Annotated in this window: 20 protein-coding genes; all 20 read right to left on the bottom strand. The window is 61.3% G+C overall.

Going from position 1 to position 13584, the window contains the following annotated elements:
* Entirely contained in the window at positions 1–246 is a 246-nt protein-coding gene (locus FQ668_RS11625; protein WP_144180199.1) for a hypothetical protein, read from the bottom strand.
* 41 nt (positions 247–287) lie between these two features.
* Positions 288–1502: a phage major capsid protein gene (locus tag FQ668_RS11620; RefSeq protein WP_144180196.1), complete on the bottom strand. Its 1215-nt coding sequence runs from the start codon at positions 1500–1502 to the stop codon at positions 288–290.
* The gene (locus FQ668_RS11615; RefSeq protein ID WP_144180193.1) at positions 1499–2386 is read right to left on the bottom strand and encodes a head maturation protease, ClpP-related; all 888 of its coding nucleotides are present in this window, start codon (positions 2384–2386) and stop codon (positions 1499–1501) included. Before FQ668_RS11615 ends, FQ668_RS11620 begins: the two co-directional genes overlap by 4 nt.
* 114 nt (positions 2387–2500) lie before the next feature.
* The gene (locus FQ668_RS11610; protein ID WP_256677187.1) at positions 2501–3802 is read right to left on the bottom strand and encodes a phage portal protein; all 1302 of its coding nucleotides are present in this window, start codon (positions 3800–3802) and stop codon (positions 2501–2503) included.
* Positions 3802–5526, bottom strand: coding sequence for a terminase large subunit (locus tag FQ668_RS11605; protein WP_144180190.1), 1725 nt, complete (start codon positions 5524–5526; stop codon positions 3802–3804). The genes FQ668_RS11610 and FQ668_RS11605 overlap by 1 nt, the downstream gene beginning before the upstream one ends.
* Positions 5527–6012, bottom strand: coding sequence for a phage terminase small subunit P27 family (locus FQ668_RS11600; protein ID WP_003250988.1), 486 nt, complete (start codon positions 6010–6012; stop codon positions 5527–5529).
* A gap of 135 nt (positions 6013–6147) precedes the next feature.
* Positions 6148–6516 (bottom strand): HNH endonuclease, encoded by a 369-nt coding sequence (locus FQ668_RS11595; protein ID WP_144180187.1) that lies wholly within the window; start codon positions 6514–6516, stop codon positions 6148–6150.
* Positions 6507–6686: a hypothetical protein gene (locus FQ668_RS11590; protein WP_144180184.1), complete on the bottom strand. Its 180-nt coding sequence runs from the start codon at positions 6684–6686 to the stop codon at positions 6507–6509. The genes FQ668_RS11595 and FQ668_RS11590 overlap by 10 nt, the downstream gene beginning before the upstream one ends.
* Positions 6687–6746: 60 nt before the next feature.
* Entirely contained in the window at positions 6747–7028 is a 282-nt protein-coding gene (locus FQ668_RS11585) for a phage holin family protein (protein WP_099431098.1), read from the bottom strand.
* A complete protein-coding gene (locus tag FQ668_RS11580) occupies positions 7029–7403 on the bottom strand; it encodes a putative holin (RefSeq protein WP_085273440.1) in 375 nt (124 codons plus the stop codon). It abuts the gene before it with no gap.
* A gap of 195 nt (positions 7404–7598) precedes the next feature.
* Entirely contained in the window at positions 7599–8147 is a 549-nt protein-coding gene (locus FQ668_RS11575) for a hypothetical protein (protein ID WP_144180181.1), read from the bottom strand.
* A 225-nt stretch (positions 8148–8372) separates the two neighbouring features.
* A complete protein-coding gene (locus FQ668_RS11570; RefSeq protein WP_144180178.1) occupies positions 8373–8951 on the bottom strand; it encodes a hypothetical protein in 579 nt (192 codons plus the stop codon).
* Between the two features lie 11 nt (positions 8952–8962).
* Entirely contained in the window at positions 8963–9280 is a 318-nt protein-coding gene (locus tag FQ668_RS11565) for a hypothetical protein (protein WP_144180175.1), read from the bottom strand.
* Positions 9277–9546, bottom strand: coding sequence for a hypothetical protein (locus tag FQ668_RS11560; RefSeq protein ID WP_144180172.1), 270 nt, complete (start codon positions 9544–9546; stop codon positions 9277–9279). The genes FQ668_RS11565 and FQ668_RS11560 overlap by 4 nt, the downstream gene beginning before the upstream one ends.
* Entirely contained in the window at positions 9543–10841 is a 1299-nt protein-coding gene (locus FQ668_RS11555) for a site-specific integrase (protein WP_144180169.1), read from the bottom strand. The genes FQ668_RS11560 and FQ668_RS11555 overlap by 4 nt, the downstream gene beginning before the upstream one ends.
* Entirely contained in the window at positions 10838–11266 is a 429-nt protein-coding gene (locus FQ668_RS11550) for a VRR-NUC domain-containing protein (RefSeq protein ID WP_144180166.1), read from the bottom strand. Before FQ668_RS11550 ends, FQ668_RS11555 begins: the two co-directional genes overlap by 4 nt.
* Positions 11263–11559, bottom strand: coding sequence for a DUF1364 domain-containing protein (locus FQ668_RS11545; protein ID WP_070096471.1), 297 nt, complete (start codon positions 11557–11559; stop codon positions 11263–11265). Before FQ668_RS11545 ends, FQ668_RS11550 begins: the two co-directional genes overlap by 4 nt.
* Entirely contained in the window at positions 11559–12353 is a 795-nt protein-coding gene (locus FQ668_RS11540; protein ID WP_144180163.1) for an ATP-binding protein, read from the bottom strand. Before FQ668_RS11540 ends, FQ668_RS11545 begins: the two co-directional genes overlap by 1 nt.
* Positions 12343–13197, bottom strand: coding sequence for a replication protein (locus tag FQ668_RS11535; RefSeq protein WP_144180160.1), 855 nt, complete (start codon positions 13195–13197; stop codon positions 12343–12345). The genes FQ668_RS11540 and FQ668_RS11535 overlap by 11 nt, the downstream gene beginning before the upstream one ends.
* 141 nt (positions 13198–13338) lie before the next feature.
* On the bottom strand, positions 13339–13515 hold the full coding sequence (locus FQ668_RS11530) for a Cro/CI family transcriptional regulator (protein ID WP_010952634.1): 177 nt from the start codon (positions 13513–13515) through the stop codon (positions 13339–13341).
* Positions 13516–13584: the final 69 nt, after the last annotated feature.

Raw genomic sequence — 13584 nt, 5'->3', positions numbered from 1 at the left:
TCAGTCAGCCTTTTTCTTGGCGGTGGCCTTGGGCCTGGTTTCGGTGGATACCGATGCCGAAGTGGTTGCGTCCGCTGGAGCATCACCCTGGGTCAGGTCGACCAGGGCTTCATCACTGCCCTCATCCTTTTGGGCGTACCCCTTCTGAATCAACTCGCGGCCGTGCTGCTCATCGGTGATGAACGCGCTACCTTCGACCAGGGTTTTCCCGCCCAAGTAGAGCGGTTTCAATGTCTTCATTTTCATGGCAGCCTCCAGCGGGCCGCCGCGCGGGCGGCCCGTTCAGGTCAAGGGGTGGTTGGAGCAGTGAAGTTGCCGTAGATGAAGGCCTCGGGACGCTTCACCGCCAGCGCCACGCGCTCTTCGCAACGGATCGAGATCATGTTCTTCTCGAAGTCGTCGGCGTTCTCGGTCGAGATCACCACGTTGGCGTCTTCGCGATCGAACAGCTGAGCTCCGGTCTGGAAAGCGCCGGTCAGGAACTTGCCCTGGAAGGCGGCGATTTCGGTGGCAACGACCGGCAGACCCCACAGCAGCGGCCCGGTCAGACCCAGCGGGTTGGCCAGAATGTAGCGGCCAAGGGTGTCCTTGGTCAGCTCGATCTTCGCCCAGTCGATGAAGTGCAGCACGTGGCCCGAAGCGGGCAGGCGCGCCAGCTGGGCCTGCAGCATGGCCAGGCGCAGGTCGTCGATGCCGGATTGCTGATCGACTTCGAACGCCGCTGCGAAGGCGGTGGCCTGCGGCACGATGCCATGCAGGTGCACGCCGGTACCGTCACCGAACAGAATTTCCTGCTCTTCGGCGTACTTCAGGCCGTAGCGCATCTCGGTGTCGATGGTGGATTGCAGCTGTGCGAAGTCGTCCAGGATCTGCTTGGAGGCCTTGAACATGTGAGCGATGGTGCTCACTGGGGTGATCTTGGTAGCGAACTGGATATCGCTGTACGGCTTCGCGGTGTTCTCAGCCACGACGCGGGCAGCGTTGGTGAAGCCGGTCTGCTGCACCCAGAAGATCGCGGGAGAGCTGGTACGGCCCGGGGCAATCAGGTCGCGGATGAACAGACGCTGCTTCGGCTCGGCATCGATGCCAGGCAGGCGCTGTGGCTCGACCACGCCCTCGGCAACGCCGGAGCTGATCAGGGCGGCCTGTACCGGCACGCTCACTCGGCGGTTGCCTTCGACACTGGCTGCGAACTGTTTCAGCGCTTCACTCTTGATCACGACGCCGCCAACGGTGTCGCGGGGAGTGGACGAGCTGTTGCCAGGGTTGCGCACCAGTTCCTGCTCCATTTCACCAAGACGAGCTTTCAGCTGCTTCTCGGCTTCGGTGAGGGAGTTGAATTTGGTGGCCAGCTCGTCGACGGCTGCCTTGGTCTCGTTCGAGAGAGTGCCAGCCTTCTTGGCTTCATTCAGGGCATTTTCAGCCTGTTTGCTGAAATCGTCGGTGGCCTTCTTCAGCTCAGCCGAGACGTTCTTCAACAGATCTGCAGTGGATTCGCTCATGGTTTTGCTCCGGTTTGGATAGCTGCTGCCGAGAACCGCGCAAGTGCGGCTTGTAGGTCGGCGATGGGGTTGGCCAAGTCGGCCGGCGTTTCGGCAGCGTTCTGCTTGCCGGAGCTGGTAGCGCCAGGCGTACCAGCTTTGAGGTCTTGAATCAGTGCACGCCGATCTGTGCGTGACATACCTTGCTTGGCAAGGATCACGTCCAGACGTCGGGCGGCGACTTGGTGAGGCGCGGAGGCCTGTGGGTCTTCCTGGATAGCATCCGAGGCAAGCAGGCTGTCAGCGAAACCTGCCTCTATCGCAGCGCTGCCGCCCATCCAGGTCTCCACATCCATCAGCTTGCGCATCGCCTCCGGCTTCTCGCCGGTTCGGACCGAATAGATATCGGCCAGGGTTCCGTCGATTTGCTCGAGGAAGTCAGCCACCTCGCGGATCTCGTTGCGATCGCCTGCGGCCATGGTCCAGCTGTTGTGGATCATCAAGAATCCAGCCCGGGCAACTTGGATTTCATCGGCGGCCATCGCGATGAAGGATGCGGCCGAGGCAGCCAGGCCCAGCACCTGGACGGTCACCTTGCCCTTGTGCTCGCGCAGCAGGTTGTAAATGGCCAGGCCTTCGAAGACGTCGCCGCCAGGGCTGTTGATCTTCACGGTCACATCGTTTTCGCCGATGGAACGCAGCGCTGCGCTGATCCGCTTGGCCGTTACGCCTTCGCCAGTCCACCAGTCGAAGCCAATCGGGTCGTACATGGTGATGGTATTGTCGTCGGTCGCCGCCGCTTTGATCGACGGGTTCCAGCGCTCCAGCGCCATCGGCATGAGATCGCAGTGGATCTGCGCGCGCGGGCGAGCCGCCGGAGCCTCCGGAATGGTCTTCAGTGTCATGAGTTACTCCAGGGTCAGGCTGCTTTGAGCAGTGGCAGTGAGATCAGGGCATGGGCCATCATTGGGCCGTCGGGGTTTCCAGATTCCAGCGCCTTGGACGCCAGGTCGAATGCATCACTGATTGCCCCCCTTGTCACCGCTCTGGTTGGCAGCGGCGATTCGCAACATGAATGCGGTGGCCGCCGGCGACATGCCAGCCGACTGCTTGCCCAGCTGGTCGAGCGGCACAAGCGCCGATTGCACGGTGAAGGTATCGCCACCGGGGATCGGCGCCAGGTTTTCGAGGCGGCGCACTTCGTTCCGGCTCATCCAGCCATTTTGCAGGGCTGTGTTGTACCAGGCGCCGCGACCGGCGCTGTCAGCGCGGAGCAGACCCTCTACGGCAAACTCAGCAAAGAACTCATCGGCATCAACCTCACCGATCAGGCATCGGGTGATTTCCTGTTCGATGTTGACGAGCAATGGCCGCAGGCTGTTGGTCAGAAAGTGCAGGTTCTGCGCCTCAACCGAGCTGGCCCAGCTGGACTGCTTATCCATGTGCCCCACCATGAACGGCGGCACGCGGAACCATCGGCAGATTTCTTCAACGTTGAACGACCTAGACTCCAGCATCTGGGCCGCCTCAGGGTTCATCGTTATGCCCTGGTACTTCATACCGGCCTCGGCCACCATGATCTTGCCGGCGTTCTTGGACCCCATGAAGGCGCCAAGGCTTGCCCTCAGCTGCTCACGCTGCTCTGGCTTCAGTAGCGTTTCGCTGCTGAGGATGCCTGAGGCCTGCATGCCCTGGGCAAACACCTTCGCAGCAGCCTCCTCAGCCGACATGGCCGAGCCGAAGATGTCACGGCCTGTAGTCACGGGGAGCATGCCGCACACACCATCCAGGCCGAACCCACGGATGTGCATCAGGCTCTTTTCGGGGATATCCCGGTCAGTACCGTTTTCAACGTATGTGTACTTGAGCCTACCGTTTTCCTGCCGCTTCACCTTCATGCACTGAGGCAGCAGCGGCACCAGTGCGACCAGGCGGTTGCCAATGAACTTCTTCTCGACGAAGGCATTGCCTCGAAGGCAGATACTCGCCACCACCAGCAGCATGAAGCGTTGCGGGGTCATTTCGCTGTTTGGCACCCGGCACAGCAGCCGGAACAGCGGGTGGTCCTTGGCGGTTTCACGCGACCCGTCGGGCATTCGCCGGTACAGCTTCAGGGGCAAAGTAGAGACCGACTCAGATAGCAGCCGCACGCAGGCCCAGACGGTGGACAGCTGCAGCGCCTTGTCAACCGTGACATGCTGGCCGCTCGCCGAGGTGCCAAACCACTCCTGCCAGAAAGCGCCGTCCTTCAAGCTGATGGGCACGCCCAGCCAGTCCAGCACAGCAGACTTGATCCGCCCTGGTTTCTTTTCGCGTGCCATTACAGTCCCACCATAATCGGGTTTTCAAAGAAGCCGCTTGCGTCCGGTTCGCCGGCATTCGCCAGCACTCGCCCGATGGCCATGATCAGCGCGACTGCGCCGTCTATCTTGTTGTCGTCGCCCTGCTTGATCGGGCGCACTACGTCGTCGTTGCCAGGCAGGAACTTCCCGATCACGTTGCCTATACACCAGGTCATGATCGGGTTGCCGTCATGGTGGAACCGGCCAGCGGTGATTGCCGCTTCCAGCTCCTTCATGGCGTCCGACATGTTGGTGTAGTTCTGCGTGATAGTGATCGGGTTGAATCCCTCGTCGTCGAGGTCGTGGCTCAGGCCTGTCGCGCCATGCGGGTCAATCGGAGACTCGCGCAGCGGTGCCTGATGATTGGCTTCCTTGGTGTCCTCGAGGATCTCGCGGTAATCGATCTCAGCGCCATCAGTAACATCCAGGTGCCCGGAGTTGACCCAGGCCTGGAACCGCTCCGACATGCGCTTGTTGTCGGTATTGAATGCCGTGTCGTAAGGCACCCAGAACTTGGGACCGACACTGTAATAGTGGGTCTTGCCATCGATGACTCGCCAGAACAGCCTTGCCCGCGAGTTCATGTCGAGCTTGCGAGCCAGGTCGAAGCCAGCAATCCACTCTTGCCCCTCGAATTGCTCCAAGGTCAGGGTCGTGTCTTCGCAGGCCTTCCAGTCCTCCATGTTGAAGAAGCCGGATTTGGCGCTCACCCATAGGTTCAGGTGCTTCGTCTTGAACGTGTTGGTGAAACGAGCGGAGCGGATCGCTCGCGCCTGCTGGCTTTCCAGGTACTCCTGAAACACCGAGATCCCATGGTTGGGGTTGGCCTTGGCCAGCATCTTCGGGTCGGTCCAGTCGTCACCTTCATCAAGCGTCCAGATGTACCCGAACAGCTCGTCGTCAGGAACCGTGCCCTCGAGCATCTCGATCACCTGGCGACGCTTGTCGTAGCATGGTCCTTCGATATCAGCCCCTGCAGTGGTGATGATGAACATCAAGGGCTGTCTGCGCGCGCCCATGCCGGTGAGCATTGTGTCGTACTGCGCCGAGGTTCTGTGCTCGTGGTATTCGTCGACGATGGCACAGCTGGGCGACGCACCGTCGCCAGGGTCGCCGATCAGTGGCTCGAAGCGGCTGAAGTCGGACGGTATGTTCATGTTCGAGGCGTTGACCTCGATGCCAGCAGCCTGGATCAGCATGGGCGACTTGCTCACCATCAGCTTGGCCGGACGGAAGACCTCCCAGGCCTGTTTCTCGGTCGTCGCTCCGGAGTACACCTCGGCACCAAACTCACCGTCGGCAACGAACATGCTGATGCCCACACCGGCCGCGATTACCGACTTGCCGTTCTTGCGTGGCACCTCCCAGTAACTTTCTCGAAACCGGCGGTGCCCGCCCTTCTTCCTGACCCAGCCGAAGGTGACCGCCATACCGAAGAGCTGCCAGGGCTCCAGGCTGATCAGCTGACGCTTGAAGGCCCATTCGCCCTTGGTGTGCGGCAGCAGCTGGATCAGCTTGAGCTTCTTCTCGGCCTTGGCCGGGTCGAACTTGAAGCGAAACCCACGCTTGCGACTTGCGGCCAGATCGTCGAAGTGACGCTGAATGGCCAGGTGAATGTATCGGCAGGCTGGTACTTTCCCGCGTAGCACGGAGCGCCCCCACGCCATCGCCTTGTCGACGTTGGGGTGCAGGGCCTTGGTCATCTATGAACTCAGTAGTTGGGCAAATTCGTTGGTGGCTTTTTCTTTATTGCCGCCGATCAGCCGGGTGCGGCTGGACGGATCAAGACCCAGCAGCGAGCCGAAGGTCACCATCTGGCGCATTGTTTCGTTGGCTGCGGTCAATGCTGGGTTCTTTACCGGCCCGCCCGTTGCCCCAGCCACCACGATGCCGTGTTCTTTGATCGACTCTTGGGCCATCCGCCAGTTGTCGTAGGCGGTGCAGAAGGCTTCGACATTGTGCAGATCGGTGAGCGCGACGACGTTCTCGCGCAGCAACTCTGGCAGGATCATCTTCCACATCACCGCGGCCCGCTCGCTCAGCCACTCTGGCGGATCGACATCGGTGATCTTGGAGAACTCCGGCTCAGCGTTATTCAGCGCTCTCTTGCCGGGGTTGCCGGCGAGCTTTTTCTTGGCCGTCGGCTTGGGTTTGCGACCACGGCCGGCGACCGTGGCGGTGCCTCCCATCGCGCAACTCCTGAATTTTTAATTTCGCGGGTGTAAAAAAACGACTGAGGGCGCGGTGTCCGAGCGAAAGGGCCTGAACTTTGGACCCTCCCCCTCCCCATAAACGAGATTTCGTTTCATCTTCACCGTTTTCGATCATTTTTTGACCGTTTTCGACTCCCGCTGCGTCTTCGCCTTGTGGCAGTCGCGGTTGATCGCCCGAAGGTTGTGGTCATCGTCGGTCCCGCCGTGGGCAAGAGCGACAATGTGGTCAACCTCGTGTGCTTCTCGGATGCGGCCAAGCTGGGCGCAGTCGTCACAGCGGCACAGGTACTGATCTCGCTTCAGGATGCGCTCACGCTTGCGCCGCCAAGGGCGACCACCACGGCCTGACCCCTTACGTGTTGCCCAAGCCTTGGCCTGCTCGGCAGCCAGGTCAGCATGGCCATCGCAGTAGCCATTGGCATTGCGGTGCAGAGCGCGACAGCCCTGGGCCCGACATGGCCGCTGAGGTCTCAACGGCATGGCGCGCCACTCAGGTAGGTCTGCGGTGGCGCATCAGGATCGACACCGCCTTCATCCGCTAGGGCTTCGATCAGTGCCAGGTTCTGGGTCGCGATCTGCTCGAGCAGGCTTGCCTGCCTCTTCTGCTCTTCCAGTATCTGTTCCAGTAACGAGATCTCGGGCTCGCTCATACGCCACCTTTGTCCACTTGTTGATCCATTCGCGCCGGGCGGCGCATCCACTGCAAGCCATCAGTCCACCCGCAGGATCTTGGCCACGTTGCCCTTGGCCCGGCACACCAGAACGGCGGCAAGCAGGTAGAACGCGGTGTTGAACCAGGACGCATCGGCGAACTCGTCATGCATCACCATGCGCCCTACCAAGCTGATGAACTGCATGCCAGTCACAGCGCAAGCAGCCCAGGCCATCAGCGAGACGCCAAGCTTGTAGCGGGAGTCCGGGTAGGGCCGGTAGCGCAGGCCGATCATCACGAAGATGACGGCGCAGAGTCCGGCCTGGATAACGGCAACCATTCAACCCTCCTTCCTGGCGCGCAGACGGAAGACCCATTGCAGCCAGGTAGGCATGCGACCGGTCTGCATCCACTCCAGCAAGCCAGAGAAAGTGACGACGCAGAGCACGCCGCATACGAATGCGCTGAAGCCAGCGGTCTGGGTCCACGCCCGGCCCATCAGCTCAGCTGCACCGAAGTAGCCACCGATCCAGCCAGCCAGTAAATAGCCGACGCGGCGCCAGGTGCTGATGTCCTTGGCGAACACCACGTAGAAGAAAGCCCCACCGAACGCGCCGACCAGTGCGGCGAGATCCAGCTGGGGGAATGCAGCACCCAGGCCGACGCTGGCAAGTACGCCGGTCACTGCGAGGGCGCCGGTACTTGGCTCGGCCATAAGCACTGCTCCATAAAAAAGCCCCAGCATTTGCCGGGGCCTAGAAACGATCAGGCCCGACACATTGGTCGGGCCTGAAAGAAATACTTGAGGGATTAGCGGGAAGCAACCAGATGCAAACCTTCGTTGTCTACTAGCCTAATCGCGCCTTGAGCCTTAGCCTTGGCATACGCCTTGGCAGCCTGGGCTAGTTTTTCACGCTTCAGCTCCTGAAGCTCGCTCAAAACTGATTTCGATGTGGTTTCGCAGTAGCGCATAACCCTGCCCTCCAAGGCAGCTTTTGTGTTCGTAGCCAAAGCCCATCACTTTGGCCTCATTTGTTTCGAGTAGGCGCCGGTAGTAAGAGTTCAATCCGGGTTTGCTATCCAACGCCAAAGCGACAAAGCCGTTACATTCGACTTTCGTGCCGAATTGCATGATGCATTCGACCAATCCATCTCCAAGTGTAGCTAAGCTGCGACGATTCAGCGGCTTGAGCCCGTAATCCTTAGGAGATGCAAAGCGGAATTCGTCATCGAAATCCAACCCCAGTGCGAATTTCACCTCATACATGTCGCTAGGCAACGGACCCAGCTCGGCCTCGATGCGCTTGCGTGTATGAGTGGCTTCGGCTTCTACAGGGACAAAAAGCACTCGATACGCAACGGCCCCGACGAAGAGGCGCTGAACGTAAAACTCATCCCCTAGATCTCCGCCAAAATGCCCTGGGATCTTTTCCAAACCTTCAATGCGCAGCTGATCCATGCCAGAGGACTCCACCAATCCAACCGCTACAAATAAAGAGCAGGTGGTGCGGACCATCGCTGCGATTTCCGCTAATCATATTTGAGCAGCGCCCTCATGACAATGGCAAATTGCCACTGGAAAAACAAAAACCCCGGCATAGAGGCCGGGGCTTTCGCCATCACTCCTAAGCAACGCGCAGGAATGACAGGATGGGGAAATAATCGGCCATGCGGCCATTTGATGTCAAGCGGCATTTTCCATCGAAAGACCTTCGTAGCTCAGGATGTCGGCCGCAGCCTCCAGCGCTTCTTCGGCCATCTGCTTCAGCATGTCCTCGATGTCCTTCCTCCAGCGGCGGCGAGTTCGCTCAGGTCGAGCATCCGGGTCCCACCGGTTGATATCGTAGAACTGAGCCGGCAACACGATCATGTCGCTCGACCGTTTTCCCTCGGCGCCCTTCATCTTCGGGATCGCCCAGGCCGTAACTGCACTGGTGATGAACAGCTTCGGAGCATGGGAGGCAACCATGGGGATCAGGCGGCTGATCGACTGAACCTTTCGCCCCTTGTGCGTGCTGAATTTCGCCACCAGGACATCCCAGTGCCGCGGCTTCAGCTGGCTGTGCAGCCTGGCAAACACCCAGCAGTCAGCATCCATACGGCTGATTTCGCCGCGCTCCACCGACCTGCTCAAGGTCGCCATGTCGTGGCCGTCTTCGCTGCCGGGCTCGTATAGCTTCTGCCAGGCCTGCTTGCTGGTGTTGTCGATCGCTTCTGCAGCCAGGGCCGAGACGACCGCCGCGAGTACGCTGCTGTAAATCATGTCCTTCCCCCTCAATCCCCGGTGTAGTTGCTGCCCCCGACGCCGAGCCGGTTGCCTTCCTGATAATGCGCACCCGGGCCGGTTGCCCGAGGCTTCTTCAACTGCTCGATCTGCTGGAGCGCTGCCCGGAGCCTCATGCTGAGCTGGGTCACCAGTTCATCCAGGGCCAGGGCCTCGCCAGTTGCAGCCGCTACCCAGCCCGAGGCGTTGCAGTGGTCGCATGGCAGTTCGTGAAACACGCCCTGAGTGACCGATCTCCCACGGCACAAAGGGCACTTGTCCAGCTCGATCGCGGCCTTCTTGAAGGCTGGGCCGTGCTTCTTCATCAGCCGAACACCTTCAGCCCTTGAGCGCGCAGCGACTTCTCAGTCACCTGGTGCGCCCACTGCCCATCAGGGTCACCCAGGATCAGTTCGAAAGGGTTCCTGATGCGCAGCGATTCGCGAGATGCCTGCCAGATCAGGAAATAGATCGGGTAAGGGTGAATCAGCTGGCTCTCGCACCATGCAGCGAAGTCTGGATAGCCAGGATGGTCGGTGATCGACTGCTTGAGCACCGAAGGAAGGTCGGAGCGCGCCTTGTCGCCGTTTTTCATTTCGAATCCTCGCTAATTACAAATGCGGTAAGGTCGTTCGGCGCCACGGCTGCTGTGGCCTCTGGCGAATTCTGCGAAATTTCAAATAAGGCCTTGGTAAGGCCGTGAATGGCTGCAAAGCCGATACGATCAAGCCAGGCGTGCCACTTCTCCAGCGCGGCGCGGCGCTGCTGCATGGCCTGGGTGTGGATGTAGGTGCTGGCGATCTTGCCCAGCTTGTGGTTCAGCAGCATCTCGCCGATGTGGCCGTCGATGCCGAGGTCGGTCCAGGTGCTGCGAGAGACCTTGCGCAGGTCGTGACTGGTCCACTCGCCCTGCCCCAGGCGCTTGAACACGTTGCTGGCTTGCGTCTCGCTCAGGCACAGGCCCCGGCGATTCGGGAACAGGTATACGCCCTCATAGCCCTCGGCCTGCTGGATGGCCCGGTACCGAGTCAGCAGCGCCTGCACCTGGGCGGTCAGCGGCAGGCGGTGCTCGGTGCGAGTCTTGGCGTTGGCGGCGGGAATGAACCACTCGGCCGCCGCCAGCGAGATCTCGTTCCAGCGCGCCATGCGGGTCTCGCCGATCCGGGTGCCGTGGGCCAGCATCGTCAGGGCCAGCATGGCAGCGCCTGGATCCTGCTCGAATGCCTGGGCCAGCTGCTGCATCAGCTCCGGCAGTTGCACATCGCGCAGGCGCGCCGCCTTGGGCAGGATCTTGGCCTTGGTGAAGTCGTTGAAGCGCATCCCGGCCATGGGGTTTCGGTCGATCAACCCCAGCTGCAGGGCCTGGCGGAAGGCTGTCAGCAGCAGCGCGAACATCTGCCGCAGGTAGGACAGCGACACCTCGGCCTGGCACGGCCACATCAGGTTCTTGTCCAACGCATCGGCAGTCACGTCAGCCAGGGCCAAGTCATCCAGGCGCGGCTTGAGGTGCTGGGCAATGGCGGACTTGGCGCCGGCCTTGCGCTTCGCCGACAGCGAGCGGTCGCGCGCCATGCGGTCACCGTACCAGTCAAGCAGCTGCCCCACGGTGGCCATGCCGGAAACCACCGGCGCCGTGGCCGGATCGCGCAGCAGGCGCTGACGCAGCGCGGGCAGCTCGGCAATCACCGCCGCCACGGTCAGGTCAGGCCAGCGGGCGACCGGCACCCACTTCTTGCCGCGCACCAGGTGCCAGGTGCCACGCTCGCGGTTGCTCCAGAAGCGCAGATACAGGCCGGGGTGACGCGGGTCGCGCAGGTCGCGTACAGACTTGTCGGCGGCCTGCCGGCGCACTTCGGCTTCGCTCAGCTTCACTTCACGGGTCGCGCTCATGCAGCCACCGTGGCGGGTTGCAGCAGGTAGGCGCGGATGGCCTCGACGGCGTCGATGTTGCCCCGGCACACGATGGCTAGGTAGCCTTGATCGGCAAGCGCCTGCAGGTAGGCATCCTGGCTCGGAGATACCGGCGCGTCATAGGGCGGCATGGCCTTGAACTCGATGTATAGGCCGAAATAGCCACCTCGAGCCATGGGCAGCACCAGGTCAGGCACACCGGCTTTCAAGCCCTGCCCCTTCAGCTTGGCAGCCACTGCCTTGACCCGGTGCCCGCCGTTCGGGACGTGGTAGATCAGCTTGTAGGCCTGCGGGTAGCGCAGTTGCAGCTCCTGCATCAGCGCGGCTTGCTCCTGCCCTTCCCGGTCGACGGGCTTGGCGCGAGTCGGCTTGGCCCTGAACGGGCGAATGGCGGGCGAATTCATGCGATCAGCACCCCCTCATTGAGCAGCAGCGCCTGGGTGCGCATGACGCCCTCGGCGTGGTACCGGCGTGCGGTGTCGCGATCCACTGCCCGGCTGCGTCCGTCGCACGCGTCGTGACAAGCGCTGCAGCACCAGGCGCCTTGCAGGTCGTGCGGCTTCTTGCCGACGCCGCAGGTGCCCGCCAGGCGATAGTGCGCAAGCACGGTGGTCTCGGGGTTGCCGTTGCATACGCCTGGGATGCGCACCTGGCACTCACGCCCGCGCGCGGCCTTGGTCAGCTTGGACTGGCGCATCAGATCGACTCCCGCCCGCGGTGGGACGCCCAGTCGAACGGCAGGACGATGCCGCCGCCTTCCCGCAGCCGGTCGGCCGATCGCTCGCCCATAGCCGCTGGCAACTCCTTCGCGCCAAGGTTGGAAATCACGATGGTCGGCAGCATCCGCTCGTAGCGGCCGTTGATGATCGAGAACAGACGGCTCAGTTCGAAATCGCTCGGCGCCTCCTTGCTCGCGCCGACCTCATCCAAGACCAACAGCGACGGCCGAATCAACGCGTCGAGGATGCTCCCCTCGGTCTGGCCGGAACTGCCATCGAACGTGGCGCGGATGGCCTGCAGGATTCCGCCGAGGGTCCGATAGGCTGCCGTATGCGTGGTGGTGGCCATGATGGCTTGGGCGATCGACACACCCAGGTGCGTTTTCCCGGTACCGGGGTTACCCACCAGGATCAGGCAGCGCCCGGCGGCCAGATTGGAATCGAACTCGGCGGCGTAACGCTCGCAGCGCGCCTTGGCCTTGTGCTGGCCTTCGCAGGTCGCCGCATAGCTGTCGAACGTCTTGTCCTTGAACCGCTTTGGGATCAGCGAGTCGCCGAGCTTGTACGCCAGATCCACGCGCTGACGCTTAGTGTCTTCGGCCTGGGTTTTGGCGACCTGCGCCGCCTTGCAGCCTGGGCATGGGGAGCGAAAGGTGTGGTTGAGTACCTGGTGGGTAGTTGCCTCATACGGGCCATGCTCTTCGCACATGGCCATGGAGGTGACCTGCGGGCCGGCAATGCTGGACAGGTGAACCACTTTTTCAGAACGCATAGGAGCCATCCTCCCGTGGAATGAGGCCGTCGTGGTAGTCGCGGTCATTGAAGCCGTGATGACGGCTGTTTGGCTTGCCCTGTGCGGGCGATTTGGCGGCGAATCGCTTGGTGATCCATTCCACCTCGAAGCTGCGCCACCCGCTCTCGATGACGATTTCCATGACCTGGGCAGGCTGGATACCGAAGGTGAGGCACTGGCGGAGCTTTTCGTTCAAGCGCGTCCAAACCCGGGAGCTCATTGGGGCGCCCTTGGACTTGCGGACCGCCAAGTAATCAGCGATCAGGGACTCATCGAGCCCGTGCGGATTGTCGGCCAGCATGGCGGCTTTGCCGAATGGCGCCTTGCGCTCGTCCTTGGTCGGAGTCGGCTCCGAGTCGCTGGGGGGGCATGTAACATCTTCCGAAGGAAGATTTACATAGGGGGTTTCTTTCTTAGAATAAAGAAGGGAGTCGGCGGTTTTGGTCTGTTTCGACTCCGAGCCGATTCGGACCACTTCAGCCGAGTCGGCTGTTTTGGTCTGTTTCGGATCAACGTAGATCCAGTCTTTTGGATCATTGACGCCGATGTCACCCCGAGCCCCACCCTCACGGAATAGGACACGACGACGCAGCAGGCTGGAAACCGCCTTGGACACGGTGTCAGGGTGAGCGTGGATGGCTTTCGCGATGTCGGTCGCCGGGATTCGCTGGGCGCCCGCACCGAAGTTGATGGTGGCCTTGGCCACGTACAGCACAATCTTCATCTCCCGGGCTGGGAGATCGATAGCCAGCAGGCCATCCATGAGCTGGTTGTCCATCCGGGTGAACCCCCTGGACTTGTCAATTGGGACTATGTTTGTCATGCTTCAACTCGTTGGAAAGTTGTAGAGAAAGCCGCCCTGCCAGGCGGTTTTTTTTCGTCTGCTGTTTGGCTACTGGATGCCTGAACAGCTGGACGGCCCCACTACTGGCGCAAGGCCAGATAGGTGAAAATTTCTACAAGGTCACGCAGCGGCATCCCTTTTCCCTGCCTTCAGCGCGCCCTTGGTCAAACGCTCGATTTGGTACTGGCGAAGCTCAGGAACATCCGCCCATTGGCGGACGGCCTCATAGGTCACCCCTAGCGCCTTCGCCAGGGCTGAAATAGACCCGAAATGTTGGATTGCCTGGCTCTTGGTCATGGCGACCTCCTCTGCTCGCCCAGACATTCAAGCATGCTTGCATATTCAAAACAAGCATGCTTGACAAGC

The organism is Pseudomonas sp. Kh14, from assembly GCF_900291005.1.
In the GTDB taxonomy this organism is placed as follows: domain Bacteria; phylum Pseudomonadota; class Gammaproteobacteria; order Pseudomonadales; family Pseudomonadaceae; genus Aquipseudomonas; species Aquipseudomonas alloputida.
The sequence above is the reverse complement of the archived record's forward strand: the minus strand, read 5'-3'. Positions and strand labels throughout refer to the sequence as shown.

Coding starts and splice junctions, on each gene's coding strand:
- FQ668_RS11585 (WP_099431098.1), bottom strand. CDS start 7,028: ATGGTTGCCGTTATCCAGGCCGGACTCTGCGCCGTCATCTTCGTGATG.
- FQ668_RS11555 (WP_144180169.1), bottom strand. CDS start 10,841: ATGAGCGCGACCCGTGAAGTGAAGCTGAGCGAAGCCGAAGTGCGCCGG.
- FQ668_RS11590 (WP_144180184.1), bottom strand. CDS start 6,686: ATGAGCGAGCCCGAGATCTCGTTACTGGAACAGATACTGGAAGAGCAG.
- FQ668_RS11575 (WP_144180181.1), bottom strand. CDS start 8,147: ATGGATCAGCTGCGCATTGAAGGTTTGGAAAAGATCCCAGGGCATTTT.
- FQ668_RS11600 (WP_003250988.1), bottom strand. CDS start 6,012: ATGGGAGGCACCGCCACGGTCGCCGGCCGTGGTCGCAAACCCAAGCCG.
- FQ668_RS11530 (WP_010952634.1), bottom strand. CDS start 13,515: ATGACCAAGAGCCAGGCAATCCAACATTTCGGGTCTATTTCAGCCCTG.
- FQ668_RS11570 (WP_144180178.1), bottom strand. CDS start 8,951: ATGATTTACAGCAGCGTACTCGCGGCGGTCGTCTCGGCCCTGGCTGCA.
- FQ668_RS11605 (WP_144180190.1), bottom strand. CDS start 5,526: ATGACCAAGGCCCTGCACCCCAACGTCGACAAGGCGATGGCGTGGGGG.
- FQ668_RS11610 (WP_256677187.1), bottom strand. CDS start 3,802: ATGGCACGCGAAAAGAAACCAGGGCGGATCAAGTCTGCTGTGCTGGAC.
- FQ668_RS11620 (WP_144180196.1), bottom strand. CDS start 1,502: ATGAGCGAATCCACTGCAGATCTGTTGAAGAACGTCTCGGCTGAGCTG.
- FQ668_RS11535 (WP_144180160.1), bottom strand. CDS start 13,197: ATGACAAACATAGTCCCAATTGACAAGTCCAGGGGGTTCACCCGGATG.
- FQ668_RS11550 (WP_144180166.1), bottom strand. CDS start 11,266: ATGAATTCGCCCGCCATTCGCCCGTTCAGGGCCAAGCCGACTCGCGCC.
- FQ668_RS11580 (WP_085273440.1), bottom strand. CDS start 7,403: ATGGCCGAGCCAAGTACCGGCGCCCTCGCAGTGACCGGCGTACTTGCC.
- FQ668_RS11545 (WP_070096471.1), bottom strand. CDS start 11,559: ATGCGCCAGTCCAAGCTGACCAAGGCCGCGCGCGGGCGTGAGTGCCAG.
- FQ668_RS11615 (WP_144180193.1), bottom strand. CDS start 2,386: ATGACACTGAAGACCATTCCGGAGGCTCCGGCGGCTCGCCCGCGCGCG.
- FQ668_RS11560 (WP_144180172.1), bottom strand. CDS start 9,546: ATGAAAAACGGCGACAAGGCGCGCTCCGACCTTCCTTCGGTGCTCAAG.
- FQ668_RS11625 (WP_144180199.1), bottom strand. CDS start 246: ATGAAAATGAAGACATTGAAACCGCTCTACTTGGGCGGGAAAACCCTG.
- FQ668_RS11595 (WP_144180187.1), bottom strand. CDS start 6,516: ATGCCGTTGAGACCTCAGCGGCCATGTCGGGCCCAGGGCTGTCGCGCT.
- FQ668_RS11540 (WP_144180163.1), bottom strand. CDS start 12,353: ATGCGTTCTGAAAAAGTGGTTCACCTGTCCAGCATTGCCGGCCCGCAG.